Source organism: Thiovibrio sp. JS02 (genome assembly GCF_053485635.1).
In genome coordinates this window covers 2,919,330-2,943,753 of record NZ_CM130715.1, presented here as the reverse complement: position 1 = coordinate 2,943,753, position 24,424 = coordinate 2,919,330, and the positions used below count along the sequence as shown (strand labels likewise).

Sequence of the window (24,424 nt, the reverse complement as noted above, 5' to 3'; positions counted from 1 at the left end):
TCGATGGCATCGATAATACTTAAAAAAGGACGGGAGAAATCGCTTCTCCGCAGGCACCCCTGGCTTTTTTCCGGGGCGGTGCAACGCATTGAGGGAACTCCCCGCTCCGGGGAAACGGTGGAGCTTGTTGCCGCCGGTGGTGATTTTCTGGCCCGGGCCGCCTACAGCCCCCAGTCCCAGATCCGGGCGAGGGTATGGACCTTTGCGGTCGACGAGGCCGTGGATGCTGATTTTTTCCGGAAGCGGATCCGGGCCGCGCTGGCGGCCCGTTCCGCCCTGGGCCTGGAGGCGGTGACCGATTCCTGCCGCCTCATCCATGGCGAATCAGACGGCCTGCCGGGCCTGGTCGTCGACCGCTATGGTCAGGCCCTGATCCTGCAGGCCCTGACCACCGGGGCCGAATACTGGAAAGGTCTTATTGTCGAGCTTCTTGTGGCGGAAACCGGCGCTGCCGTCATCTATGAGCGCTCCGATGCCGAAGTTCGCCAGCTGGAGGGGTTGCCTTTCGCCGTGGGCCTCCTGCACGGGGAGTTGCCGCCGCAGCTTTTTGCCGGCGAAAATGGCTTGACCTTTCAGGTCGACGTTGCCGGGGGGCAAAAGACCGGCTTTTTTCTCGACCAGCGGGATAACCGTCTGCGCGTCCGCCAGCTGGCCCATGGCCGCGAGGTGCTTGACTGCTTCTGCTTTACGGGCGGCTTCAGCGTCAACGCCCTGGCCGGGGGGGCAAAATCCGTTCTCGCCCTTGATATTTCCGCCGAGGCCCTGGCCAGGGTGCGGAGCAATGCGGCCATGAACGGCCTGGAGCTTGCGCGGCTTGAGGACTGCCAGGGCGATGTCTTCAAGATGCTGCGCAAGTTTCGCGATCAGGGTCGCTCCTTTGATCTCATCATCCTCGATCCGCCCAAGTTTGCGCCGACCACCGCCCAGGTGGAGAAGGCGGCCAGGGGCTACAAGGATATCAATCTGCTTGCCTTCAAACTGCTCAAGCCGGGCGGCTTTCTCTTCACCTTTTCCTGTTCGGGCGGCGTGGATGCCGGCCTTTTCCAAAAGATCGTCGCCGGCGCGGCCCTGGACGCCGGAATCAATGCCCGAATCGTCGGAACCCTGACCCAGGGTGGCGACCATCCCGTCCTCCTCTCCTTTCCGGAGGGCGCCTATCTCAAGGGCCTTATCTGTCTGCGTGACTAACTGAAGGAAGGAGCCGGCCTGTTTTCAGCTTTGCTGAAAGGCCGGCAGCAGCCTGGCAAAGGTGGCCTCAATGTGCTCCGGAATGGCGCGGACCTCGGCAAGCACTGTCATGTAGTTGTGATCGCCGTGCCAGCGCGGCACAATGTGCCAGTGCAGGTGGCTGGCCAGCCCGGCTCCGGCCACCTCCCCCAGGTTTAAACCAATGTTGAAGCCGTCCGGCTGAAGGTGCCTGCGCAGGATGGCGGCGCAGCGCGGCAGCATGGCGGCGATGGCCGCATTCTCCGCGGCGGTAAGATCGCAGAGGTCGGCGAGGTGCCGGGCCGGCGCCACGAGAAGATGGCCGTTGGCATAGGGAAAGCGGTTCATGAGCACCGCGAGGTCGGCATCGCGGTACAGGATAAGATCTGTGAGAGAATGGGGCTGATTTTTCGCCGCGCAGAAGATGCACTCTTTTTTTCTGCCGGCCTTTCCCGTGATGTACTCCATGCGCCAGGGCGTCCAGAGATTTTTCATGATTCGTCCGACCCGGTGCGGGCCGCTCCATTAAGGGGTGACCCCGGCTCAGCGTTGGGTCTGCAGCTGATAAATCCGCGCCTGCAGTGTTTCGCCCACCTCGAGAATGGCAAAGGTGCCTCCGGCCCCGTAATAGCCGGTGCCGGTGAAGCTGCCGGGATTGATGTAGAGAACGCCGCCCAGCCGATGGCAGACCGGTTTGTGGGTGTGGCCGTAGACAATGCAGTCGGCTTGCGGAAAGATCTCAATCAACCGTTCCTCAAAATCGTAGGTGTTGCCAAGCCGGTGGATGAGGCCGATGGTAAATCCCCCGACCCGGATCTCCTTTTTCGTGGGCAGGGCCCGACAGGCTGCAATGGTGCACATGTTGCCATGAACGGCATGCACCTCCTTGCCGGCAAAGGCCTGCAGGATGGCAGGGTCGGTGAGATCACCGGCATGGAGAATCATCTCCGCGTCGTGAAAGCAGAGGTCCACTGTTTTTTTAAAGGTCTCGGTGGCGGTGGCGAGGTGGGTGTCGGAAAGGATGCCGATTTTCAAGGGAGTCATTCCTCCTGGTTCCGTAATTGGCGCAAGGCTTATTTACGCAGCAGCCAGGCGATGAGGCTCAAGCCGGCGCTGATGATGAGCATGGTGGTGACGGGGAGGTAGAGCTTGAAGCCGGGCCGGGCTATGACGATGTCGCCGGGCAGCCGACCGAAGGGAAGCTTTATGAGCCAGGGCCAGGCCAGGCCGATCATCACGAGGAAAAGACCGAAAAGGAGCACTGTTTTCTGCATGGAACGCCTCTCCTGGTTGCCCCGTGTTTCACGGGTCGTTCCGGCCGGCAAGGGCCGGAACGGTTTTCGCCAGTCCCGCCACCGCCCTGGCCAGCCTCTCGTAGTCGAGTTTTTCCTCGGTATCCCCTTCGGTGTGGTAGTGGGGGGAGCGGAAAAAGGCGGTGTCGGTGAGCATGATGGCCTCGTATCCTTCCTGCCAGAAGGACCAATGGTCCGACCAGCCGATGCCGGTGATGAATCCGGGCGCGGCAATGCCCTCTGAAGGCAGATGGGCATGCTGCCGGAAAGCCCTGATGCTTTGCTGGACCAGCGGTCGGGAGGGGAGGTTGCCGACAAAGGCGAGGAAGTTGCCGGTGTCGGGATAAAAGAGGCTTAAGGGAAAGGGGTAGTGCTGGCTGTTCGGCGCATCGCGGTAGCAGCCCATGGTTTCAAGGGAAAGCATGGCCTTGATCCGTTCGCCCCGCTCTGTACAGCGGCGGGCATAGTGGCGGCTGCCCATCTCGTCGCTGTAGTAGAAGGGCGCCTCCTCGTTGGCAAAGGCGACCAGGCGGACGGTGCGCTCAACCTCTGCGCCGTGCAGCAGGCGGGCCAGCTCCAGGAGGGCGGCCAGGCCGGAAGCATTGTCGTTGGCGCCGGGACTGTTCAGCACCGTATCGTAATGGGCGCCGAGCACGATGATTTCTTCGGGTCGCTTCCGCCCGGGGATCTCCACCTCGATGTTCGCGATGTTTTTCCGATGGGAGACAAATTCCTGCCGGGCCGGGTCATATCCAGCCCGGACGAGGGTGGTGTGGATATAGGCGGCCGCCGCCTCCATGCTGCCGGGCGTCCAGATATTGCGCTGGCCGATGCGGGTGGCGAGCTGGTGGACATGGATCCTGAGCCGTCGGGCAAGATCCAGCTCGGGCTGGCCGAGGGGCGGCAGGGGGCCGGGGGCGGAGGTGAGGGGCATGTGAACCGAGTAGAGCATGGAGCCGGCGAGGAGCAGGGTCAGAGCGAGGAGGCGGCCGCCGAACCAAAGCCATTCCCTATTGCCATCTGGAAGAAATTTGGGCAATCGCATCCGGCTCTCCGTCGGCAAACTAGTCTGCCAGCAGCGGTTGCAGCAGCCGTTGTGCCTCTGCCGCGGAAACGCCGCGCAGGCGAAGGACTTTGCTGCGGCTGGTTTCCCCGCTTTCGATGCTCACCGCGGACTTCGGGATCTTGAAAAGCTTGGCCACGAAGCGGATCACCGCTTCGTTGGCCTTGCCGTCAACCGGCGGCGCGGTGATGCTGAGCTTGAGCGCATCAGCGTGCAGGCCGGAGATGCGGGTGCGCGAGGCTTTGGGTTGCACGTAAAAAGCAATGCTCACCGTCCCGTCCGCCCGCTCCTTCAGAAAACTCATAGAGGCGATTCGTAGGGATCGAAATCGTCTTTATTCTTCTTTTTCTTCTTCTCCTCGTCCTCCCCAAAGGAGATGGATGGGCCTTCCTGGTCGTCCAGGGGGTCTTCCAGGCTGAAGATCATGTCGCCTTCAAGCTCGGGGATGGCGGGCGCTTCCTCTTCCGCGGTCATGGCCAGGAGATCCTCGGGTTCGGTCAGGGGAGGCAGCTCGATATCCTCTGGCGCAAAGCGGCCCTCTTCGGCAACATTGAGGTCCAGGGTATCTTCCGGCAGATCGACCTTGACGTAAAGGTCGGCGAGATCCGCCTCCGCTTCTTCCGCCGCGACCGCTTCCTGTCCCTGCCCGGCAAAGTCGAAGATCGGCGCAGCTTCTTCCGGTTCCTCCTCGTTTGGTTCCGGCGTGCATTCGTAGACCTCCGCCCTGGCGGTTTCCGCCAGGATGGCGGCCCTGCGCGCGGTTTCCGCGGGTTTCGCCGTGGAAAAGGAATCGGCGTCGATCATTTCCAGATAACCATTCAGCTGCTGGCGGAGCTCTTCCTGAATCTGAGATTTCAGGGCAGTGAGGCGGTCCACCTCCCGTTCCAGGCTTACCACTTCGCCGTTTGCCTCGTCTTGCAGCCTGCGCGCTTCCGCCTGGGCGGCCTCGATGATTTCCTCCGCCTCGACCCTGCTCTTTTCCTTCATGCCGTCGGCGATGCTCTGGGCGGTGACGATGGCATTCTGGAAGGCCTTATGCTGGTTCTGGAAGGTGGCCAGATCCTTTTCCAGGGATTCGGCCCGTTCCTTGAGCCGGCGGTTCTCCTCGCTCAAGGCCTGAAAAGAGGCGGCTATTTTTTCCAGGAAATCGTCGACCTCTTCGACATCAAAACCGCGAAAACGGACATGGAACTGTTGGGACTGGATGTCTTGCGCTGAGAGTGTCATGTCTCGGCTCCTTGTGTCTGCGTTGAGAAAAAAGTCAGGATGCAATCAGCCCACTGTTCTCGCCAGCTGATGCAGGGTCGGCACCAGAAAGCTCCGCAGGAAAATCAGGGCGAGGATCAGGATCATCGGCGAAAAATCGAGGCCGCCGCCAAAAATCGGCACCACCCGGCGGATCCGGGCAAGCACCGGTTCGGTGACCTCGTAAAGAAAACGGACAATGGGGTTGTAGGGGTCGGCATTCACCCAGGAGATGATGGCCCGGCCGATGATGATCCACATGTAGGCGCTCAGGGCAAAGTCGAGCAGGGTGGCCAGCGCGCCTAAAAAGTTACTGATGACAAACATGAGAAACCTCGCTTGTGCTGCGTACTCAAAAATGAACCGGATTCTCGCGCCCGGAAAGGACGTGGACCCGGAAGGTTACATGGCCATGATGCGTTCGGCCACCGCCATGATTTCCTGACTGGCGCGGCTCTCCGGCGCGGCGAGGAGGAAGGGCCTCTGCTGGCGGATCGCCTTGGAAACCGCGATGTCCTGCGGCATGGCGCCCAGGGCCAGCGGCTTGATCCGCAGGAACCGTTCCAGCACCATGCTCATGTTATCGAAGACCTCCTTGCCTTCCTTCTTCGATTTAACACTGTTTATCAGCAGGTGAAAGTGCTTTTTCCCGTGTCGGGCGTTGAGCACCTTGATGAGGGCATAGGCATCGGTGACCGAGGTCGGATCCGGGGTGAGAATGACGATGTTCTCCTGGGACCAGGTGTTGAACCAGAGCACCGAATCGCCGATGCCGGCCGCGGTGTCCACCAGCACATAATCGAAGCGGTCGATGATCTCCTCCAGGCTGCTGGTGAGAAAAGCCTGTTCCTCGTAGGAGAGATTGGCCATTTCCGGTACGCCGGAGCTGGCCGGCAGCACTTGAAAACCCGGGGTAATTTCCACCAGGCTGCTGGCCAGGTCTCGTCCCTCTTCAATGGTTTCCCGGATGGTGTGGCGGACATTGAGGCCTAAAACCACATCAACGTTTGCCAGGCCCAGGTCGCCGTCTATGAGCAGCACGGTTTTACCTTTCTGGGAAAGGGCGGTGGCCACGTTCACGGAAAACGAGGTTTTGCCGACGCCGCCCTTGCCGCTGCTGATGCAGATGATTTTCGGAGCGTGATTGGTAGCTTTGCTCATGGACAGGTTTCCTTTTGCAAGAAACTGAATAGTTGCGCGCGTTCTTCCACCGTTACCTGGCAGGAATCCTCCGGCCGGCCGGCGGCGGCCGCATGACAGATCGCGGGGGTGTTGCCGTTGGCCGCCCGGCGCAAGGCATCCTCGGCAAGATTGAGGAGCTCTTCCGCGGAAATTGTATCATAGGCATGGCAGACCGCAATCCCCAGGGCCAGGCCCGGCGCAGGATCTTGCCGGGCCGGATTCGCGGAAAAGGACCGCAGCCGGTCCCGGATCTCCTCGGCCCGTTTCCTGGCCTTGCCCACGTTGGTGCCTGGCAGGATCAGGGCCAGGCCGTTGTCTTGCCAGCTGGCAAGGAGATCGACCTGATGCAGGCAGGGCTCAAGAGCCAGGGTCGCCCGGGCGACCAGCTCCTTTGCCCGGCCCTTGCCGGTAAGGCGCATGAGCAACAAGGCACAGGGAAGCCTGGTCCGCGTCACCCGGTCCAGTTCCACGCGGAGTTGTTTTCGCAGCCAGGCGGCGTCGGGGAGCGCGCCTTCCCCTTCCGACCGGGCGGAGGCGGGCTGGCTGCTGAAATGGCGGTTGCCAAGATTGAGGGCGCTCAGAGCCGCTTCCAGTTCCCGGCCGGGCGTGCCGTCCGCCACAAAGAGCAGGCCGATGGGCGACGGCCCGCTGCCGCCCAGGCGGACGCTGTGCAGGGGGTAGCGCCGGGCCTGTTCCTCAAGTTCCGGGTAAAAAGCAGTGTTGGGCAAGGGCCTTTTCGCGGTCATGCAACCTTACTGCCCGGGGCGATGGCGCCGGCAACGGCCGAGAGCACCAGACGGTCCCCTTCCTTTGCCGCCAGCACCATGCCGTGCGAGGTGACGCCCATCAGCTTGGCGGGTTTAAGGTTGGCGACAATGATCACCTGGCGGCCGACGAGTTCTTCCGGCTGGTAATGCTGGGCGATGCCCGCGACGATGGTGCGCTCTTCCGGGGCATTGACCGTCAATTTCAGGAGGCGGTCGGACTTGGCGATTTTTTCCGCGCCGATGATTTCGGCCACCCGCAGTTCCAGTTTCTGAAAGTCGGCAAAGGTGATGAGGCCTTCTTCGCCGACAGCCGCTTCCTGGTTTGCCATTTTTCGGTCCTCTTTCCGAAGTTCTTTTTTTGCCAGCGGTGGCTGTGCTTTTTCTTCCTTCTCCAGCCTGGGGAAAAGCTGCGCCCCCTGGCTGATGGCGGTGCCCGGCGGCAGCAGCCCCCACCCGCCGCGCTCGGCCAGGATCGGGGTGGCGTCCACGCCCAGGGCCAGCGCCATTTTCGCCGCCGTCTCCGGCATGATCGGCCGCAGGGTCAGGGCGATGAGCCGCAGCGTTTCGAGGAGATAATAGAGGACCGTGGCCAGACGGTCGGCCTGACCCGGATCCTTGGCCAGTTCCCAGGGGGCGTTGCTGACGATGTATTTGTTGGCCCGGCTGATCACCTCCCAGATTTCGCTCAAGGCCCGGTGGAAGGCGAAGTGCTCCATCTGCTCGCAATAGCGGCCCAGCATGGCCACCGCGGCTTCGGCCAGCTCCCGGTCCTGTTCGCTGGCCGCGCCTGGCTTGGGCACACGGTTGCCGGCAAAGTTTTTCACCATGGTGAGCGAGCGGGAAAAGAGGTTGCCCAGGTCGTTGGCCAGGTCAGAATTACGGCGGGCCTTGAGGGCTTCCAGGGAAAAGCCCGCGTCAACGCCGAAGGCCATCTCCCGGAGCAGGAAATAGCGCACCGTATCCGCGCCGAACTCGGCCACCAGCTCGCCGGGCCGCACCACGTTGCCCAGACTCTTGGACATCTTGGTTTCGTTCATGTTCCAGTAGCCATGCACATGCAGACGCCGGTAGGGCGCGAGACCCATGGCCTTCAGCATGGTGGGCCAGTAGATGGCGTGGGGTTTGAGGATGTCCTTGGCGATGACATGCTCGGCGGTCGGCCAGTAGCGGGAAAAATCGTCGCCGTCCGGATAGCCGAGGCCGGTGAGGTAGTTGATCAGGGCATCGAACCAGACATAGGTGACAAAGCGGTCGTCAAAGGGCAGGGGGATGCCCCAGGTGAGGCGGGAAGTCGGCCGGGAGATGCAGAGATCCTCCAGGGGCTCCCTCAGAAAGGAGAGCACCTCGTTACGGTAGCGTTCCGGCTGGATGAATTCGGGGTTCTCCTTGATATGCTCGGTGAGCCACTCCTGATATTTGCTCATCCTGAAAAAGTAGTTCTGCTCGGCGATTCGCTCGGGCTCGGTGAGGTGGTCGGGGCACTTGCCGTCCGTGAGTTCCTTTTCGGTGAGGAAGCGCTCACAGCCCTTGCAGTAGAGGCCGGTGTAGTCGGCAAAGTAGATGTCGCCCTGCTCGTAGACCTTCTGGAGAATCCCCTGCACCGTGGCGATGTGGCCGGTGTCGGTGGTGCGGATGAAGTTGTCCGGCTCAATGGCCAGAGGCGGCCAGGCCTTCCGGAACAGGGCGCTGATCGTATCGACATACTCCCTGACGGAAACCCTGGCGTCCTCGGCGGCATGCACGATCTTGTCGCCATGCTCGTCGGTGCCGGTCTGGAAACGGACCTCCTTGCCGGCAAGCCGCTGAAAGCGGGCGACCGCGTCCGCCACCACCGTGGTATAAGCGTGGCCCAGGTGCGGTTGCGCGTTCACATAAAAAATTGGCGTGGTGATGTAATAATTCATTCTTCGTCCCCCCCTTCCGGGGGTTTGGGATTCCTGCTTTTTTTCTTTTTGCCGCCGGCCTCGCCAACCTGGGGCTGAGCCGGGCCCTGGCCCGGACTCGGAAGCGGTCTGGCCTGACGCCATTCCTCCTTTTTGAGAAGGACATTTTTTTCCTGGTCATCCAGGCAGTTCGCCTCGATGGTTTCCTCAAGGGGATTTACCTTGATGACCTTGTAGGTTTTCTCGCCCACTGTAATGGTTTTGCCCGGTTTTGGCATTTTTTTTCTGAGGGAGTGATAGGTGTCGTACTCGTAGGTGAGGCAGCAGAGCAGGCGGTTGCAGATGCCGGAGATCTTGGCGGGATTAAGGGGCAATCCCTGTTCCTTGGCCATCTTGATGGAGACCGGGGCGAAATTCTTAATGTAGGAGGAGCAGCAGAGTTCGCGGCCGCAGCAGCCAAGGCCCCCGATCATCTTGGTTTCGTGCCGCACTCCGACCTGGCGGATCTCCACCCTGGTGCGGAACTCCTGGACCAGATCCTTGACCAGTTCCCGGAAATCCACCCGGGTTTCCGCGGTGAAAAAGAAGATGATCTTGCTGCCGTTCATGAACCGCTCCACCCGGATAAGCTTCATGGGCAGGGCGTGTTTGGCGATGAACTGCTGGCAGACGCGGAAGGCTTCCTCCTCGCGCTCGATGAGGCGGTCGAACTTTTCAACCTCTTCCCTGGTCCCGCGCCGAACGATGAGGAAGGTGCCCAGCTGTTCCGGCTCGGTCCGTTCCGGGCAGGGCCGGGTCCGGGCATGGATGGCGGCCGGCTCCAGGCCGTGATCGGTCTGGACCATGACGATCTCGTGAAATTTCAGGTTCGGGATGCGCGACACCGCGGAATAGAACTGCTCGCCGGGCCGGAACTGGATGGTGTAGCAGCTGTCCGCCGCGGTCTGCTGGTCAAGCTCTTCCGGGGCGTTTTGCGCCGGGGTATCGGCAGGGTGTTCGGCAGCGGGGTCCGCGGTTGTTTCCGGGGTTTCTTCCATGGCGTTATCTCAATCGACGGCCCAAAAAGGGCGACACGGGTAGCGTTCGCGCGGTTTGGCAAGGAAACGGCCTTGCCCTTCTTTGTATTAAAAATGCAACCATACCATTAAAGCAGGGCAAAGAAAAGTACTTCACACACCGCGGTGGCATTGCAGTTGCGGTTGAGTTGTTTTTGCGCGGTGGTCAGGAGTTGCAGTCGGTCGGCGAGTTCCTGCCGGCTCCAGCGTTGACTGGCCGCGGCAAAGAACGGCAGGAGGTCGCGGTTGCTCACCTGTGTTCGCGCTCCGGAGCTGGCGAGAAGAAGGTCATGGAGCCAGGTCTTGAGCAGGTCGATGAGTTCCGGCAGGTCTTCCTTGAGTTTGGCCGCAGTCTCGGCCAACCCGACAATGGCCTGGATGGTGGCCGGAGTATCCGGGGGCGATTGGAGAATGGTCTCGATGATCCGCTGTCGCAGGGGGAGCAATTCCTTTTTCAGCAGCAGCCTGGCCCTGCCCAGGCTGCCTTCCGCCACGGAGGCGAGGGTGGCGGCGTTTTCCTCGCCAAGCCCCGTCTCGCGGATGAGGCGCTCTGTCAGCCGCTGTCTGGGCAGGGGGAAAAAGGGGATGATCTGGCAGCGGGAGAGGATGGTGGGCAGGATGCCGCTTGCCTCGTCGCCGGTGAGGATGAGGATGGTGCCCGCCGGCGGTTCTTCCAGGATTTTCAGCAGGCTGTTTGCCGCCTCCCTCCGCATGGTGTGGATCTCGGAAAGCAGGACCGTGCGGTGATCCGCCTCAAGGGGAGGGAAGGTCAGGGCCTTTTTCAGCTCGCGCACCTGATTGATCTTGATGGCGGCGCCCTCCGGTTCGATCAGCATGAAGTCGGGATGGTTGCCCGAATTGAATTTCCGACAGGATGGGCATTCGCCGCAGGGCTCCTCCTGCCTTGGCTGTCGACAGTTGATATAGGAGGCAAAAATCCGGGCCAGGGTTTTCTTGCCCACCCCGCTCGGCCCCTTGAAAAGAAAAGCGTGGCTGAGCCGCCGCTGGCCCACGGCCCGGCGCAGCAGTTCCTTGGCCTTGTCCTGGCCGATGATGTCTCGAAAAAGAATTGTGTGGTCTGGGACGGGGGTTCGCATGGCAGGATGATAATACCCGATGCGGAGGAACTCGGCAAAGGGGGAGTCGGAAATTTTGGCCTGGCAAAGTTGGGGCGGTCGGCACGGTTGAGGTTGCATGGGAAAGCGCGGCTTGGTACAACCACTGATGGCGGCAGACAACATGGAAAAGATGTTTTCCGCAGCCTGCGTGTGATTCGTGGATGGCCCGTCAATTCCGGCAGGTCAGTGACTGCCCGCAATTGTGAAAGTCACGGGCTCCACTTCCGCGACTCCGTGGCTGCAAAATGCCAGGGCGGCTTTTTCCTTCATCCGGTTGACGAGGCTCCATGCTGGCTAAATACGGCGACAAGATTCACACCCTGCGTTTTCGCATCCTGGGCAGCATATTTTTGGTCTTTGCTTTTTCTCTCTCCGTTGCTCTGTTCGGCATGTGGACCGCTCAGCGGAGCAAGGTCGTCGCCATGGCGCAGGAAGAAGCGATGCAGGCCGGCCTGACCATCAAGGCCGGGTTGCACGTCTCCATGCTCCAGAATGACCGCTCGGCCATCAAAAAGACCATCAGCGTCATGGCCGAGGCGGGCAACATTTCCCGCATTTCGGTTCTCGACCTTGGTGGCATGGTCAAGTTGAGCAGCGATGCCGCCCTGCAGGGACGGGTGTATGACCGGAACCGGGCCGCCGCCTGTGTCGAATGCCACAGGCGCTCCGGCGAGACGCCGCCTCTTGCTTTCCGGGTCGTGGACGAGGCCGGCGAACCGGTTCTGCGCAATGTTCTCAAGATCGAAAACCGGGCCGAGTGCCATCGGTGCCATGACCCGGCCCAGGAACTCTGCGGCATTCTGATGGTGGATTCTTCCCTGGCCACCGCCTATGAGTCACTGAACCGCACCGCCGTCCAGGTCGTGGTCACGGGCCTTGTCACCTTTCTGGTGATTGCCCTGCTGGTGTCCTTCCTCATCGCAAAATTTGTCACCAATCCCTTGCAGGCCATGGTTCAAGGGTTTCAGCAGGTTGGGGGAGGCGACTTTGATTATTGGGTGGAGGTCAAGGGCAGCGACGAGATCGTCGAAATTTCCGATTCCTTCAATATCATGAGCCGGGCCGTCGGCCGGTATATCAAAGAAATAGCCAGTAAATCCGACGAGATATCGACTCTCTATACCATTGTGCAGCGGATGAGTGAGACCATTGATGGCCAAAAGCTCAAGCACATCGTCATCGACCTGCTTCTGGAGATCTTCAAGGCCAAGACCGTCGTGCTCATCCTGCCCGTTGATTCCGCGGTCGGCCGCTATGAGGTTTTTTGGGGTGAGGGCGGGGCAAGGCGGCACCATCGGGCCGAATATGAGTTGTCGGCCGGGGGAGATCCCCATCCGGACGTGAGCCGTACCGCTCTTGCGGCATGGCAGGAGCAGACGCTTGACCAGCCTGTGCTGGGTGCCGGGGAGAGCAAGGCCCTCATTTCCATCCACCTTCAGGATATGCGTTTCGCCCTGCTCTGTATCGTCAAGGGGGGAGAACATCCCTTTGCCGGAGCGGAAAAGAAGCTTTTCCCCGCCGTTGTCCATCACATCGCCATTTCTTTTGCCAACGCCCGCCTCTACACCATGGCCATCACCGACGAATTGACCGGCCTCTATACCAAACGCTATCTGCATAGCGTCGCCAAAGAGTTGCTGGTGAAGGCGGATAAGGAGAAAGGACCGGGGCTCTGCCTGCTGATGCTTGATATCGACCACTTCAAGGACGTCAATGACCGGCATGGTCACCTGACAGGGGACCGGGTTCTCAGGCAGGTCGCGGAAGTGATCCGGACCAGCCTGCGAACGGCGGATATCCCATGCCGGTATGGCGGTGAGGAGTTCGTGGTTTTTTTGCCTGACACGGATCAGCAGACAGGCGTCAAGGTTGCCGAACGGTTGCGGATGGCGGTGGCGCAGCACTCTTTTCTGGGGGCGGAGGATCTGATCCTGCGTAAAACAATCAGTATCGGTCTGGCTTGCGCGGCAGGCCGGAGCGGTTCCCTGGAAGAATTGCTCAGCAGGGCGGATGCCGCCCTTTATGACGCCAAGCAGCATGGCCGCAATCAGGTTAAGGCCTGGACGGCCAGCGGGGATGCTTCCGCGATCGGGGGGTGACGCGTTTCGCCGGCGGGAGGGGCAAAAGGGGATTGCGTTTTAAAAGGCGGATCCCTATCATGAAAGGCATGAAGCGTTCTCGATCTTGATTTCCGTCTCCGCGTGATCGCATTCTTTGCTGGCCGCCGGGTTTTTCCGGCGATGCCGATGAGGGGCTGCTGGGAACATGGGCGTCAAAAAGAAAGCAATCCTCGTCGTGGCCGTCCTCATCGTTTTTCTCTCCTCCTTTCATCTCTTCAGCGGCATCCGGCAATACGATGCCGAGATGGAACGGCTTGTCCTCCTGCAAAGGCATCAGTTCGACCATGGCGTCATTTCCATCAAGGAGAAACTGCTGGATTATTACGGCGTGCGCCTGCGCAGTTTTGTCGAGGTGCGCGATGATATTGTCGCCGCCTTTGCCGCCCGCGACCGCGACGCGCTCTTTGCGCTTGCCCTGCCCGTCTATCAGGCCATGAAGCGGGAAAACCCCCATCTCTTCGTCATGCATTTCCACACCCCGGATGGTCGTTCCTATCTGCGCATGCACAGGAAGGATTTCTGGGGGGACGACTTGCGCGAGATCAGGCCTGACGTCCAGCATGTTCATGAAACGAAAAAGCAGATGTCCTGTTTTGAGGTGGGCCGGTACGGGGTTTTTTACCGGGTTATCCAGCCGGTTTTTGCCGGGGCAAGGTATCTGGGCGCGGTTGAGGTGGGCATTGAAGCCCGTCAGCTGGTGGAAGAGGTCATCAAGGGCGGCCACCTGGACGCCGCTCTTGTTCTCAGGGGGGACAGGTGGCGAAAGGCGACTCTCAACGAGGAGTCGCAGCGGGTTTTCGGCAAATATGTTCTTGTCCATGATGGCGAAGCGATCTTTAAGGCGTTGCCCCGACAATTCGATCCGGCCGGGACGGAAGCGCGCGCAACCGTGGCGGGCAGGCATTACATCGTCCACCGGAGTCATCTCCTGGAGGATTATGAGAAAAAGAACCTTGGCGGGCTGATCGCCTTCCAGGACATCTCCGACCTCGAGCATGGCAAGCGCAACTTTGTCCTCAAGTCGCTCCTGTTATCCGCATTTCTGCTGGTCGTCTCCCTTCTGTATCTCTTTTTGGTCTTTGGCCGGCTTCTCGGCACCCTGGACAGCTATCGCAGCCGCCAGGAGGAATTGATTGCCGAATTGTCCGGGGAGATCGCTGAGCGCAAGGGGGTGGAAGAGGCCCTGCGCGCCAGCGAGGCCAAATTGAGCGCCATGCTGGAGTCCCTGGGGGATCATATCCTCATGGTGAATCAGGATTATGAAATTGTCTGGGCCAATGACGCGGCCTGGGGCCGCGGCCGGGAGACGATCACCGGCAGGCCCTGTTTCGAAGTGGTCGGCTGCATGGAGCACCAGCGGGGGGAAGGGTTTCAGTGTCCGGCGCGGCGGACCTTCATGGACGGGCAGCACAACGAGGCGGAAATTCAGATCAGGGCGGATGACGGGCTCCTCAAGGTCTATCACTGTTCCGCCAACGTGGCCCTGCGCGGGGAGGATGGCACTCCGGCCGCGGTCATGGAGATTTTTCGCGATATTACGGCGCGGCGCACGGCGGAAAGCGCTCTGGCCAGCCTGCATCATCGTTACGGCCTGCTTCTCGCGGCGGCAGGCGACGGCATTTATGATGTCGATCTCGATGGGAACACCACGTATGCAAATCCCGCCGTGGAGCGGTTGACCGGCTTTGCCATCGCCGAGATCGTCGGCAGGCATCAGCATGATATTTTTCACCATAGCAGGAAGAGCGGCGCCCATTATCCCAGGGAGGAATGTCCCATCCTGCGGGCCATGGCCACCGGCGAAGTGCGCCGGGTAAATGACGAAGTTTTCTGGCGTAAGGACGGCAGCAGCTTTCCGGTGGAATACGTCGCCACCCCGGTCAGGGAAAAAGGGAAGATCGTTGGCGCCGTCGTCGTTTTCAAGGATGTGAGCGAACGGAAAAACCTGGAAATGCAGCTGCTGCAGTCGCAGAAGATGGAAGCGGTGGGCAGGCTGGCCGGCGGTATTGCCCATGACTTCAACAATCATCTCGGGGTAATCCTTGGCTACGGCAACATTCTTCAGGAGAAGCTCGGGGCCGAGGATCCCAACCGGCGCTATCTCGACGCCATGGTCGCCGCGGCCAGCAGCGCCTCCGGCCTCACCGGGCAGCTTCTGGCCTTCAGCCGCAAACAGGTTCTGGAGATGCGGATGGTGCGTCTGGAGGAAGTGGTGGAAACGGTGGTCCTCATCATGGAGCGTGTCCTTGAAAAGTCCATCACGCTGAAGGTGCACAGGGCTGAGAGGGAATGCCGGGTGATGGGCGATCCGGTGCAGCTGGAGCAGGTGCTCATGAATCTGGTGGTCAATGCCAAGGACGCCATGCCCGAGGGAGGCACCCTCCTCATCGAAACCGGCTGCGTGGACCTGGATGATGCTTTTGTCAAGGAGCAGGCAGAGGTGAAGCCGGGCCGGTATGCCATGCTGCTTGTCGGCGATACCGGCATGGGCATTCCGCCGGAGGCCCGGCAAAGGATGTTCGAGCCGTTTTTCACCACCAAGGAACTGGGCAAGGGCACAGGCCTCGGGCTTGCCACCGTGCACGGCATCGTCAAACAGCACAATGGCCATATTTTCGTTTTCAGCGAGCCGGGCAAAGGGACGACGTTCAAGGTCTTTTTCCCCTTGCTGGCGGGAAAAGAGGAAAAAGAGGCGCCGCCGCCGGGAGGTGCTCTGCCCGTGGGCCGCGAGACCCTGCTGGTCGTGGATGACGACGCCCCGATGCGCGACCTGCTCAAGGAGTTTCTCGAAGAAACGGGCTATCGGGTCCTGCTGGCCGAATCCGGCGAAGCGGCGAAGAAGGTGGCTGGGCGGGAGGATTTTTCCTTGCTCCTTACCGATCTTCTCATGCCGGGAACGAACGGCTGGGAGCTGGCCCAAAGCCTGCGGGAAGCCAAACCAGGCCTGCCGGTTATTCTCATGTCCGGCTCTTCGGACAAGATTCTCCTGGATGCGGATCTGGGCAAACAGGATGTTTCGTTTCTGCACAAGCCGGTCTCGCAGCGCCTGCTTGCCATGAAGGTTCGTGAATCTCTGGCGGCAAGGCGGCCCGTCTGAGCCTGCTTGCCGGCCTTCAGCGGATCACGGCCCGGAAGAGCGCGGGCCCGTCCTGGTTTTTCTCAAAGCGCAGGTGGTGCCGAAAGAGTGGCAGCCGTTCGTCTTCCCGGTGGCTGACAAAGAGCAGGGTGGATACCTTGAGCCTCGCCATGCGTTCCATGCAGGCAAGGACCAGATGCCTGTTCAGGTCGTCCAGCCCCTGGGTGGGTTCATCGAGGATGATGAGGGGCGGCTGTTTGATCAGTGCCCTGGCGATGAGCACCAGGCGCTGCTGGCCCCAGCTCAGGGCCCGAAATGCCTGGCCGGAGAATGGCGCCATGCCGACGATGGCAAGCCACCGCAAAGCCAGTTCTTTTTCCTCTCTGCCCACCTGCCGGTAAATGCCGATGCTGTCGTAAAGGCCCGAGGCCACCACGCCGAGGGCGCTGCCGTCCACCCGATGGTCGCGGTGCAGGGCGGAAGAAACAATGCCCAGGTTTCGCTTGATCTCCCAGACGCTTTCCCCTGAGCCCCGTTTGTGGCCGAACACCGTGACCCCGTTTTGAAAGCACTGCGGATGGTCGCCGCTGATCAGGGCGAGCAGGGTCGATTTGCCCGCGCCGTTGGGGCCGGAAATATACCAGTGCTCACCCGGTTTGACCTGCCAGGAGAGGTCGTGGAAAAGCAGGGTGTCCTCGTAGCGGACTTGGCTGTGCGCAAATTCCACCAGAACGGGAAATTGCCCAGATTCACGAACAGGGGGCGGCAGGGCGGGCAGCTGCTTTTCGTCAAATTGAAAAAGCGTTCTGATTTCCGGCCGGGTGATAACCGTGGCCGCAGGCCCTTTGCAAAGCACCTTTCCCCCATGGAGGAGCAGGAGGCGATCCGCCTTCCCATGCACATCCTGCAGCTGGTTGACCATTACGATGAGCTGCAGGTCGGAACGGCTGAGCTGGCCGATGAGTCTGTCGAGCTCCCGGGCAGAGGCGGAATCGAGGCCGTCGTATGGTTCATCCAGGATCAGGCACCGCGGTTTTTGAAGAAGCGCCCGGGCCAGCATGATTTTTCGGGTTTCGCCGCTGGAAAACTGCCGACAGCCCCGGCCAAGCAGCCCTTCAATCCCGAAGTGCCCGGCGATGTTCCGGCAGCTTTTGCGATCGGCGCCCGTCTGCAAGAGCAGCTCCAGACCGGTGTGGCCAAAGTCGAGCTGATCCAGGAAGTTGGTGTCGTCCTCGTAAAGCTCCTGTTCATACAGGGCCTGCTGGGTCTCAAAGGAAAGCCAGACGGTTGGGGCGGGGATGGTGAAGGTCTCGGCGGCCTCCGGCTCCTGAAGGGCGCTTAGCAGCCGGGCCAGCAGGCTTTTGCCGCTGCCGTTGCTCCCCAGGACGCACCAGAATTCGCCAGGCTCGACCTGCCAGTCGTCGATGAAAAGATGGGCCAGCCGCACCGATTTGCAGGAGATCGTCGCCATGGCAAGGCCATCAGGAGGGCCCGTGCAACCTGATCGGTCGGGCTGCTTTGGTCCGCATCTTGAGGTTCAGCATTTCCACGCCCACGGAAAAGGCCATGGCGAAATAGATGTAGCCCTTGGGAATATGCAGGCCGAATCCTTCGCCCATGAGGGTGAAGCCGATCAGCAGGAGAAAGCTCAGGGCGAGCATCTTCAGAGTCGGATGTTTTTCCACGAAATCGCCCACTGGCCCGGCGGCAAACAGCATCACCCCCACCGAGATGACAATGGCCAGGATCATGACCGGCAGGTGCCGGGCCAGGCCCACCGCGGTGATCACCGAATCCAGCGAAAAAATGATATCGATGAGGGCGATCTGGATGAGGACTCCGGCAAAGCTGGCCAGGGGCCGGGCCTGCTGGACTTCCTCCACGCCTTCCAGGCTGGTGTGGATTTCATGGGTGCTCTTGGCCAGAAGAAAGAGACCGCCGCCCAGCAGGATAAGGTCGCGGCCGGAAATCTCCTTGCCAAGGAGAGTGAGGAGGGGTTCGGTAAGATTCATGACCCAGGCCAGGGAAAGCAGGAGGCCGATTCTGGTCAGCATCGCCAGGGCAAGGCCCAGGGATCGTCCCCTGCCCCGCTGCTGTTCCGGCAGCCGGCCGGTGAGGATGGTGATGAAGATGATGTTGTCGATGCCGAGGACGATCTCCAGGGCGGTGAGGGTGGCCAGGGCAAGCCAGGCCTGCGGGTCGGTGAGCCAGTGCATGGGCAGGGTCCTTGTCGGAGGTGCGGGAAAGCGGTTTCTTTTTCAGGCCAGATGTAGCAGGAATCGAGGAGAAAGGCAAGTCTGCCCGCGGGGCAGGCCCACCTCCAAGGCGAGTTTACTTGTCGCTGCGCGCGGCGGCGTCCGGTTGAACGGGTTGGCCAGGGGGGTTGGCCCGCGGCAATGCGGCGGCGGGGATGCCCGTTTCGTTGTCCGGCATCATGTCCCGATGATAGATGTCGCTCCGGAACTGGAGAATGCCGCCGCGGTCCACCCAGGCGGTCATGTAGACGATATGCACGTCAATGGGATGGGGCAGGCTGATCTGCCGTGTCTTGCCGGTGGCGAGCGCCTCGTTGAGGGCCTCCGGGCCGGCCAGGGGGGAATCGCGCAGCAGGGCGACCGCCAGGGCGAGGGGATCGGCGACCCGGATGCAGCCGGAGCTGAAGGTGCGTGCTTCCTTGCGGAACAGCTCCCGGGCCGGGGTGTCGTGCAGATAGACATCGTATTTGTTGGGAAAAAGAAATTTCAGCCGGCCGAGGGCGTTGTCCGGCCCTGGGCGCTGGCGGAGACGGTAAGGGAAATTGCCCGGCCCGAGGCGGCTCCAGTCGATGGTGGCCGGGTCGATCTCCGGCGCCTTGCGGTCCCAGCCCTGAAAAATCTGGAAATTGTGCTGAGGGAGGTAGGCGGGATTTTTCCGCGCTTTCGGCAAAATATCCTTTATGGCGATGCTGTGCGGCACCTCCCAGGCCGGGTTGAGGACCAGGGAGGAGATCACCCCGTTGAACACCGGGGTTTGCCGGTAGGTTCTGCCGACAATCACCGGCATGTCGAGGATGGGGTTCCCGTTTTCATAAAGGGTGAGGGTGAAATCGGCGATGTTCACCAGGAGATGGCGCTGGGCGAGCCGCTCCGGCAGTGGCTGGCAGCGTTGCAGATTGACGGTCAGCTGCCGGAGCCGTTCGCTGATCGGAACGTTGAGGGCGGCCAGGGTCTTGACTCCGACGACGCCATCGTCGTGGAGGCCGTGCCGCTTCTGGAATCGCCGCACCGCCTCGGCGAGCACGGAGTCGAAGAGCGCATCCGCCGTTGGCGCGTCCGGGGCGAGATCGGCGCTGGCGGCAAGCCGGCTCCGGAGCAGGGGGATACGCTCGTCCCTCATTCCTTCCCGCAGGGCGGAGCCGGGTGGAACAGCCGGCCAGCCGCCGGTTTCGGCCAGTTTTCGATGGTGGGCGAGGGCGTCCTGCAAGGCGGGGAGGATACAGAGATCCCCCGCGGCCGGAAGCTCTTCAGCCGTTGCCGCCCAGGGTAAGGTCAGGGCGAAAAGGAGAACGGCGCAGCGCAGCGCGAGAAAAAGCCGGGGCTGGGCGGTCATGGGGAAGGCAGCTTACCAGGTGCGGAAGTCGCCGGAGTCGATGTGGACAAAGTCGCTGCCGGGATAATAGCCGACCCCGCCCAGTTGGAGGCGCAGGGCGGCCTGGCGGATGTCGGAGGTCGGAATCTTCGGGATGCGGATATCCAGGGCCCGTCCTTCAAGGTGCAGGCTTTTTTTGGCCACCCGCCTGCCCTGGTTCAGGAGAAATTTATTATACTCCGGCGAGCGGTAGGCGGAAATGATATGGATTTCGTTGCCTCGGCCCAGGCGCTGGTCGACCAGATTCAGGTATTCCAGGGTGTCGACATCCATGTCGCACTGCCGGTTGGTGTAGTGGCAGCGGAAGAACCAGTTGAGGGCCTCAAGGGCCTGTTCGTCATAGTGGCCGGAGTAGTCGCGGAAGGTCAGCCGCAGTTTTTCGCCGGTATGGGTGTTGTAAAGGTTGAGGCGGCCAGGGGCGGCGAATTCTTCGGCGAGGCTTGCCCAGGCGGGGTTCGAGACGCAGAGGGCAAGGGAGCCGAGCAGGGAGGCCTTGAGAAACGATCTTCTGCTGAAGGGGAAATGCATCGGGAAACCTCTTTGGTCCGAAGGCGGAGGTGCGGGATGGCCTTCGGAAAGGGGAATTGCACTCCTGTTTCAGGAAAGCGTTGCAAACGGGGCGCGGGCAAAATGACGAGGTTGCCGGTGCGCCATGATTCAAAAAACCAAAACGTACATTACCCTGATTTGTGAAAATTGCCAGGGATTTTTCCAGGCTTTTCGACCGCCTGCCCCGTGCTTGCCGGGCTTTTCCGCTTTTCTCCCCGGCGGGCTGGCGTTTCGCGTTTCCAGAAAATTCGGCGGCGCGGCCCCTGTGTTCCAGAGGCTTTTGCGGGAGCGGCAAATTTCCTGCGGAAAAAAATGCGTTTTAATGATAAAAGAAAACCTGTTTTTGACTCTCAGGATGTTGAAAAAAAGCCGGAGCGGCTTTTTGAAATTACTTTTTTACCACAGGAAAAGATCATGACCTTCCCAGTCCGTCAGCTCTACCGCAAGATTGATGCGCAGTTTGAATATTGCTTCAACATAGAAACCACCTCCCCCCTCACCGGGGCGGAGCTGCACAACCTGAAGCTGCTGTTGGCGGACGGCTTTCTCGCCGCAACGGTCAGCGAAGAGCCGCTGCTTGCCGGCGCACGGGTGGTGGAGCTGGGGCCGCGGCTCAATTTTGCCACGGCCTGGTCCTCGAATCTGGTTTCCATCTGCCGGGCCATCGGTCTCACCAAGGTAACCCGGGTGGAGCGCTCCCGTCGGCATCTGGTCCCGGCCGGCCAGGATCTTGCCGCCTTTGTCGCCGGCCACCATGACCGGATGACCGAATGCCCATACCCGGCCCCCTTGACCTCCTTCGAGACCGGCGTCAAGCCGGAACCGGTCTATGAAATCGACCTGAAAAGCAAGGGGCCCGACGGCCTGCTGGAGATCCCCGGTATTTCCATGGACGAGTGGGACCGCAACTTCTACTACGACTACTTCGTGAAAAAGCATGGCCGCAACCCCACCATCGTCGAGATCATGGATCTCAACAACGCCAATTCCGAGCATTCCCGCCACGGCTTTTTCCGGGGCCGGCAGGTGATCGACGGGGTGGAGCAGCCGGAGAATCTTTTTGAACTGGTCAAGTCCACCCTCTCCGCCCACCCAAAGGGCAGCGTCATCGCCTTTAAAGACAACTCCAGCGCCGTGAGCGGCCACAGAATCACCACCCTGATCCCTGAGGAGCCTGGCGCACCTTCGCCCCTTGCCAGCCGGGAGGCGGTCTACCATGTGCTGCTCACCGCCGAGACCCATAACTTCCCCACCGGGGTCGCCCCGTTCCCCGGGGCGGAAACCGGCACCGGCGGCCGGATCCGCGACGTGCAGGGCACCGGCAAGGGCGGCTTTGTCATGGCCGGCACCGCCGGCTACTGCGTGGCCAGCCTCCACATCCCGGGCTACGAGCTGCCCTGGGAGAACCGCTACGAGTGCCCGGACAACCTGGCCTCGGCCCTGACCATCGAGATCGAGGCGAGCAACGGCGCCTCCGACTATGGCAACAAGTTCGGCGAACCCCTGATCCAGGGGTTTACCCGCTCCTTTGACCTGCGGCTGCCCGATGGCGAGCGCTGGGGGTATCTGAAGCCCATCATGTTCACCGGCGGCGTCGGCCAGATCGACGCCAGGCACACCGAGAAGGAGGAGGCCCAAAAAGGCATGCTCATCGTCCAGGTGGGCGGGCCTGCCTATCGGGTCGGCTTTGGCGGCGGGGCGGCCTCCAGCATGCTCCAGGGCGAGAACGTGAGCGAGCTTGATTTCGACGCGGTGCAGCGCGGCGACGCCGAGATGGAGCAGAAGATGAACCGGGTGATCCGGGCCTGCAACGAGATGGGCGACAAGACCCTCATCGAGGTGATCCATGACCAGGGCGCGGGCGGGCCGGCCAACGTGCTCAAAGAGCTGGTGGAAAAATCAGGCGGCAAGATCGAGATCCGCAACATCCGGGTGGGCGACCCCACCATGAGCGTGCTGGAGATCTACGTGGCCGAGTACCAGGAGCGCAACGGCTTTCTGATCAGGCAGGAGAATATCGAGAAATTCAAGGCCATCTGCGCGCGGGAAAAGGTGGCCTGCGAGGTGCTGGGCGAGGTGACCGGCGATCTGAGGTTCGTGGTGCATGACAATCAGGACGATTCCACCCCGGTGGATATCGAGCTCAACGAGCTTTTGGGCAACGTGCCCATCAAGACCTTCGCCGACAGCCGGCAGAGCAAAAAGCTCGCGCCCCTGGCGCTCTCCGGCCTCACGGTGAAGGCGGCCCTGCACAACGTGCTGCGCCTGGTTTCCGTCGGCTCCAAGCGCTTTCTCACCAACAAGGTGGATCGGGCCGTCACCGGCCTCATCGTCCGCCAGCAGTGTTGCGGACCCCTGCAGCTCACGGTGAGCGACGTGGCGGTGCTCAGCCAGAGCCATTTTTCCAGAAGCGGGGTGGCATGCGCCATCGGCGAGCAGCCCGTGAAGATGCTGGTCGATCCGGCGGCCGGCGCCCGGATGGCGGTGGGCGAGGCCCTCACCAATCTGGTCTGGGCCCGGGTGGACGACCTTGAGCAGGTGAAATGTTCGGCCAACTGGATGTGGGCGCCCAAATTGCCCGGCGAGGGAGCGGCCATGTACGACGCGGCCAAAGCCATGGCCGAGGCCATGCTCGGCGTTGGCATTGCCGTGGATGGCGGCAAGGACAGCCTCTCCATGGCCACCAAGGTGGGCAGGGAGACGGTCAAGTCGCCGCGGGAGCTGGTGATCTCGGTCTATGGCGCCATGGCGGAGATCGGCAAGGTGGTGACCCCGGACATCAAGGAACCCGGCAGCGTGCTCATCTTTGTCGACCTGGCGCAAGGAAAAAACCGCCTGGGCGGCTCGGCCCTGGCCCAAACCCTGGGACAGCTCGGCGATCAGTCGCCGGACATGGAAGACCCGGCCCTGATGAAAAAGGGCTTTCTTGCCGTGCAGGAACTGATCGACGCCGGCCTGATCCTGGCCGGCCACGACCGCAGCGACGGCGGCCTCGTCACCACCGTGCTGGAGATGGCATTTGCCGGCAACTGCGGCCTCGATCTTGAGATCGTAGGCCCCTCCTCTCCTTTGGAAGTGCTCTTCAGCGAGGAGCTGGGCCTGGTGCTGGAATGCGCGGCAGGAGAGAAGGAGGCGGTGCTGGCGAAGTTTGCCGGCCAGGGCATTTCTTGCGCGGTGCTGGGCAGGACCGTGCCGGAAAAACAGATCCGTATCCGGGTAAACGGCAGCGAAGCGCTGAACGAGGATATGCGCGTTCTCCGCTCCTGGTGGGAGGAAACCAGCTACCGGTTGGAACGGCTGCAGGTGAATCCGGCCTGCGCCGACGAGGAGAAGAAGAATATTTACGACCGCAAGGGGCCCAGCTATCTGCTCCCCTTTACCCCCCAGGCCACCGCGCCGGCGATTCTTGCCGCGAAAGGCAAGCCCAGGGTCGCCATCCTGCGCGACGAAGGCTCGAACTCCGACCGCGAGATGACCTCCGCCTTCTACGCCGCCGGTTTTGAGCCGTGGGACGTGGCCATGACCGACCTGCTCTCCGGCCGCCTCAATCTGGACTCCTTCCGGGGCCTGGCCGCGGTGGGGGGCTTCTCCTACGCCGATGTGCCCGAGTCCGCCAAGGGCTGGGCCGCCACCATCCTCTTCAACGACAGCCTCAAGGAGATGTTCCAGGCCTTCTACGATCGGCCCGACACCTTCACCCTGGGCATTTGCAACGGCTGCCAGCTCTTCGGCCTGCTGGGCCTGGTGCCCTGGCAGGGGCTGCCTGCCGAGCGCCAGCCCCGCTTCATCCACAACCGTTCCGGCCGTTTCGAATCGCGCTGGGTCACGGTCAAGGTCCTGCCGAGCAAGGCGATGATGCTGCAAGGCATGGAGGGTCTCACCTTCGGCATCCACGTGGACCACGGCGAAGGGTATATCCATTTTCCGGATCAGGCCATCCATGAGCAGGTCTGGGCCGACCGGCTCGCCACCCTGGTCTATGTGGACGACGAGGGCCAAGCCACCGAGGCCTATCCCTTCAACCCCAATGGCTCGCCCGGCGGCCTCACCGGACTCTGTTCGCCGGACGGCAGGCATCTGGCCATGATGCCGCACCCGGAACGCGCTTTCCTGCCCTGGCAGTGCCACTGGTTGCCCGGCGGGATGCAGGATCTTCCGGTTTCGCCCTGGCTGCGGATGTTCCAGAATGCCCATGATTGGTGCATGAAATAGGGCGGAAAAGAGGCGGGACGCCGGAATTT

General features: G+C 61.5%; 21 protein-coding genes. 5 read left to right on the top strand and 16 right to left on the bottom strand.

Features of this window, described 5'->3' with window-relative positions; translation table 11 throughout:
* Positions 1–3: 3 nt before the first annotated feature.
* Positions 4–1,188: a class I SAM-dependent rRNA methyltransferase gene (locus ACUUL3_RS13515; RefSeq protein ID WP_448552163.1), complete on the top strand. Its 1,185-nt coding sequence runs from the start codon at positions 4–6 to the stop codon at positions 1,186–1,188.
* A 24-nt stretch (positions 1,189–1,212) separates the two neighbouring features.
* Here ACUUL3_RS13515 and ACUUL3_RS13510 read toward each other — a convergent pair whose 3' ends face one another.
* The 12 genes from ACUUL3_RS13510 to holB all read right to left on the bottom strand — a co-directional run bounded on the left by ACUUL3_RS13510 (position 1,213) and on the right by holB (position 10,790).
* Positions 1,213–1,701, bottom strand: coding sequence for an HIT family protein (locus ACUUL3_RS13510; RefSeq protein ID WP_448552161.1), 489 nt, complete (start codon positions 1,699–1,701; stop codon positions 1,213–1,215).
* 48 nt (positions 1,702–1,749) lie between these two features.
* Positions 1,750–2,250, bottom strand: a complete 501-nt coding sequence (locus ACUUL3_RS13505) for a metallophosphoesterase family protein (RefSeq protein WP_448552159.1) — start codon at positions 2,248–2,250, stop codon at positions 1,750–1,752.
* Positions 2,251–2,279: 29 nt separating this feature from the next.
* Positions 2,280–2,480 carry a DUF2905 domain-containing protein gene (locus tag ACUUL3_RS13500; protein ID WP_448552157.1) on the bottom strand — a complete coding sequence of 67 codons (201 nt, stop codon included), beginning with the start codon at positions 2,478–2,480 and terminating at the stop codon, positions 2,280–2,282.
* Between the two features lie 28 nt (positions 2,481–2,508).
* Positions 2,509–3,543 (bottom strand): M28 family peptidase, encoded by a 1,035-nt coding sequence (locus tag ACUUL3_RS13495; protein WP_448552156.1) that lies wholly within the window; start codon positions 3,541–3,543, stop codon positions 2,509–2,511.
* 19 nt (positions 3,544–3,562) lie between these two features.
* The gene (locus ACUUL3_RS13490; RefSeq protein WP_448552154.1) at positions 3,563–3,865 is read right to left on the bottom strand and encodes a DUF167 domain-containing protein; all 303 of its coding nucleotides are present in this window, start codon (positions 3,863–3,865) and stop codon (positions 3,563–3,565) included.
* Positions 3,862–4,788 (bottom strand): DivIVA domain-containing protein, encoded by a 927-nt coding sequence (locus ACUUL3_RS13485; RefSeq protein WP_448552152.1) that lies wholly within the window; start codon positions 4,786–4,788, stop codon positions 3,862–3,864. The genes ACUUL3_RS13490 and ACUUL3_RS13485 overlap by 4 nt, the downstream gene beginning before the upstream one ends.
* A gap of 45 nt (positions 4,789–4,833) precedes the next feature.
* Positions 4,834–5,133 carry a YggT family protein gene (locus ACUUL3_RS13480; RefSeq protein ID WP_448552150.1) on the bottom strand — a complete coding sequence of 100 codons (300 nt, stop codon included), beginning with the start codon at positions 5,131–5,133 and terminating at the stop codon, positions 4,834–4,836.
* 75 nt (positions 5,134–5,208) lie between these two features.
* Positions 5,209–5,967, bottom strand: coding sequence for a MinD/ParA family protein (locus ACUUL3_RS13475; RefSeq protein WP_448552148.1), 759 nt, complete (start codon positions 5,965–5,967; stop codon positions 5,209–5,211).
* The gene (locus ACUUL3_RS13470; protein ID WP_448552146.1) at positions 5,964–6,734 is read right to left on the bottom strand and encodes a diguanylate cyclase domain-containing protein; all 771 of its coding nucleotides are present in this window, start codon (positions 6,732–6,734) and stop codon (positions 5,964–5,966) included. Before ACUUL3_RS13470 ends, ACUUL3_RS13475 begins: the two co-directional genes overlap by 4 nt.
* Positions 6,731–8,659, bottom strand: a complete 1,929-nt coding sequence (metG, locus tag ACUUL3_RS13465; RefSeq protein ID WP_448552144.1) for a methionine--tRNA ligase — start codon at positions 8,657–8,659, stop codon at positions 6,731–6,733. Before metG ends, ACUUL3_RS13470 begins: the two co-directional genes overlap by 4 nt.
* A complete protein-coding gene (locus ACUUL3_RS13460) occupies positions 8,656–9,675 on the bottom strand; it encodes a PSP1 domain-containing protein (RefSeq protein ID WP_448552142.1) in 1,020 nt (339 codons plus the stop codon). Before ACUUL3_RS13460 ends, metG begins: the two co-directional genes overlap by 4 nt.
* Positions 9,676–9,782: 107 nt before the next feature.
* Positions 9,783–10,790: a DNA polymerase III subunit delta' gene (gene holB, locus ACUUL3_RS13455; RefSeq protein WP_448552140.1), complete on the bottom strand. Its 1,008-nt coding sequence runs from the start codon at positions 10,788–10,790 to the stop codon at positions 9,783–9,785.
* A gap of 308 nt (positions 10,791–11,098) precedes the next feature.
* Here holB and ACUUL3_RS13450 point away from each other — a divergent pair, with 308 nt between their 5' ends.
* A complete protein-coding gene (locus tag ACUUL3_RS13450) occupies positions 11,099–12,910 on the top strand; it encodes a diguanylate cyclase (RefSeq protein ID WP_448552138.1) in 1,812 nt (603 codons plus the stop codon).
* Between the two features lie 166 nt (positions 12,911–13,076).
* Entirely contained in the window at positions 13,077–16,028 is a 2,952-nt protein-coding gene (locus ACUUL3_RS13445; protein WP_448552136.1) for a PAS domain S-box protein, read from the top strand.
* A gap of 16 nt (positions 16,029–16,044) precedes the next feature.
* Here ACUUL3_RS13445 and ACUUL3_RS13440 read toward each other — a convergent pair whose 3' ends face one another.
* The 4 genes from ACUUL3_RS13440 to ACUUL3_RS13425 all read right to left on the bottom strand — a co-directional run bounded on the left by ACUUL3_RS13440 (position 16,045) and on the right by ACUUL3_RS13425 (position 20,162).
* Entirely contained in the window at positions 16,045–17,478 is a 1,434-nt protein-coding gene (locus ACUUL3_RS13440; RefSeq protein WP_448552134.1) for an ATP-binding cassette domain-containing protein, read from the bottom strand.
* A gap of 10 nt (positions 17,479–17,488) precedes the next feature.
* Positions 17,489–18,223, bottom strand: coding sequence for a TerC family protein (locus tag ACUUL3_RS13435; protein ID WP_448552132.1), 735 nt, complete (start codon positions 18,221–18,223; stop codon positions 17,489–17,491).
* Between the two features lie 115 nt (positions 18,224–18,338).
* Complete coding sequence (locus ACUUL3_RS13430) at positions 18,339–19,595, bottom strand: L,D-transpeptidase family protein (RefSeq protein ID WP_448552130.1); 1,257 nt, start codon at positions 19,593–19,595, stop codon at positions 18,339–18,341.
* Positions 19,596–19,607: 12 nt separating this feature from the next.
* The gene (locus ACUUL3_RS13425; RefSeq protein WP_448552128.1) at positions 19,608–20,162 is read right to left on the bottom strand and encodes a YcbK family protein; all 555 of its coding nucleotides are present in this window, start codon (positions 20,160–20,162) and stop codon (positions 19,608–19,610) included.
* A 124-nt stretch (positions 20,163–20,286) separates the two neighbouring features.
* Between ACUUL3_RS13425 and ACUUL3_RS13420 the strand changes: the two genes are divergently transcribed.
* Both ACUUL3_RS13420 and purL read left to right on the top strand, forming a co-directional pair.
* Complete coding sequence (locus tag ACUUL3_RS13420; protein WP_448552126.1) at positions 20,287–20,601, top strand: hypothetical protein; 315 nt, start codon at positions 20,287–20,289, stop codon at positions 20,599–20,601.
* Positions 20,598–24,395: a phosphoribosylformylglycinamidine synthase gene (gene purL / locus ACUUL3_RS13415; RefSeq protein ID WP_448552123.1), complete on the top strand. Its 3,798-nt coding sequence runs from the start codon at positions 20,598–20,600 to the stop codon at positions 24,393–24,395. Before ACUUL3_RS13420 ends, purL begins: the two co-directional genes overlap by 4 nt.
* Positions 24,396–24,424 lie beyond the last annotated feature (29 nt).

Coding starts and splice junctions, on each gene's coding strand:
- ACUUL3_RS13480 (WP_448552150.1), bottom strand. CDS start 5,133: ATGTTTGTCATCAGTAACTTTTTAGGCGCGCTGGCCACCCTGCTCGAC.
- ACUUL3_RS13470 (WP_448552146.1), bottom strand. CDS start 6,734: ATGACCGCGAAAAGGCCCTTGCCCAACACTGCTTTTTACCCGGAACTT.
- ACUUL3_RS13475 (WP_448552148.1), bottom strand. CDS start 5,967: ATGAGCAAAGCTACCAATCACGCTCCGAAAATCATCTGCATCAGCAGC.
- ACUUL3_RS13450 (WP_448552138.1), top strand. CDS start 11,099: ATGCTGGCTAAATACGGCGACAAGATTCACACCCTGCGTTTTCGCATC.
- ACUUL3_RS13485 (WP_448552152.1), bottom strand. CDS start 4,788: ATGACACTCTCAGCGCAAGACATCCAGTCCCAACAGTTCCATGTCCGT.
- ACUUL3_RS13440 (WP_448552134.1), bottom strand. CDS start 17,478: ATGGCGACGATCTCCTGCAAATCGGTGCGGCTGGCCCATCTTTTCATC.
- ACUUL3_RS13505 (WP_448552159.1), bottom strand. CDS start 2,250: ATGACTCCCTTGAAAATCGGCATCCTTTCCGACACCCACCTCGCCACC.
- purL (WP_448552123.1), top strand. CDS start 20,598: ATGACCTTCCCAGTCCGTCAGCTCTACCGCAAGATTGATGCGCAGTTT.
- ACUUL3_RS13445 (WP_448552136.1), top strand. CDS start 13,077: ATGGGCGTCAAAAAGAAAGCAATCCTCGTCGTGGCCGTCCTCATCGTT.
- ACUUL3_RS13425 (WP_448552128.1), bottom strand. CDS start 20,162: ATGCATTTCCCCTTCAGCAGAAGATCGTTTCTCAAGGCCTCCCTGCTC.
- ACUUL3_RS13435 (WP_448552132.1), bottom strand. CDS start 18,223: ATGCACTGGCTCACCGACCCGCAGGCCTGGCTTGCCCTGGCCACCCTC.
- ACUUL3_RS13460 (WP_448552142.1), bottom strand. CDS start 9,675: ATGGAAGAAACCCCGGAAACAACCGCGGACCCCGCTGCCGAACACCCT.
- holB (WP_448552140.1), bottom strand. CDS start 10,790: ATGCGAACCCCCGTCCCAGACCACACAATTCTTTTTCGAGACATCATC.
- ACUUL3_RS13500 (WP_448552157.1), bottom strand. CDS start 2,480: ATGCAGAAAACAGTGCTCCTTTTCGGTCTTTTCCTCGTGATGATCGGC.
- ACUUL3_RS13420 (WP_448552126.1), top strand. CDS start 20,287: ATGATTCAAAAAACCAAAACGTACATTACCCTGATTTGTGAAAATTGC.
- metG (WP_448552144.1), bottom strand. CDS start 8,659: ATGAATTATTACATCACCACGCCAATTTTTTATGTGAACGCGCAACCG.
- ACUUL3_RS13430 (WP_448552130.1), bottom strand. CDS start 19,595: ATGACCGCCCAGCCCCGGCTTTTTCTCGCGCTGCGCTGCGCCGTTCTC.
- ACUUL3_RS13495 (WP_448552156.1), bottom strand. CDS start 3,543: ATGCGATTGCCCAAATTTCTTCCAGATGGCAATAGGGAATGGCTTTGG.
- ACUUL3_RS13515 (WP_448552163.1), top strand. CDS start 4: ATGGCATCGATAATACTTAAAAAAGGACGGGAGAAATCGCTTCTCCGC.
- ACUUL3_RS13490 (WP_448552154.1), bottom strand. CDS start 3,865: ATGAGTTTTCTGAAGGAGCGGGCGGACGGGACGGTGAGCATTGCTTTT.
- ACUUL3_RS13510 (WP_448552161.1), bottom strand. CDS start 1,701: ATGAAAAATCTCTGGACGCCCTGGCGCATGGAGTACATCACGGGAAAG.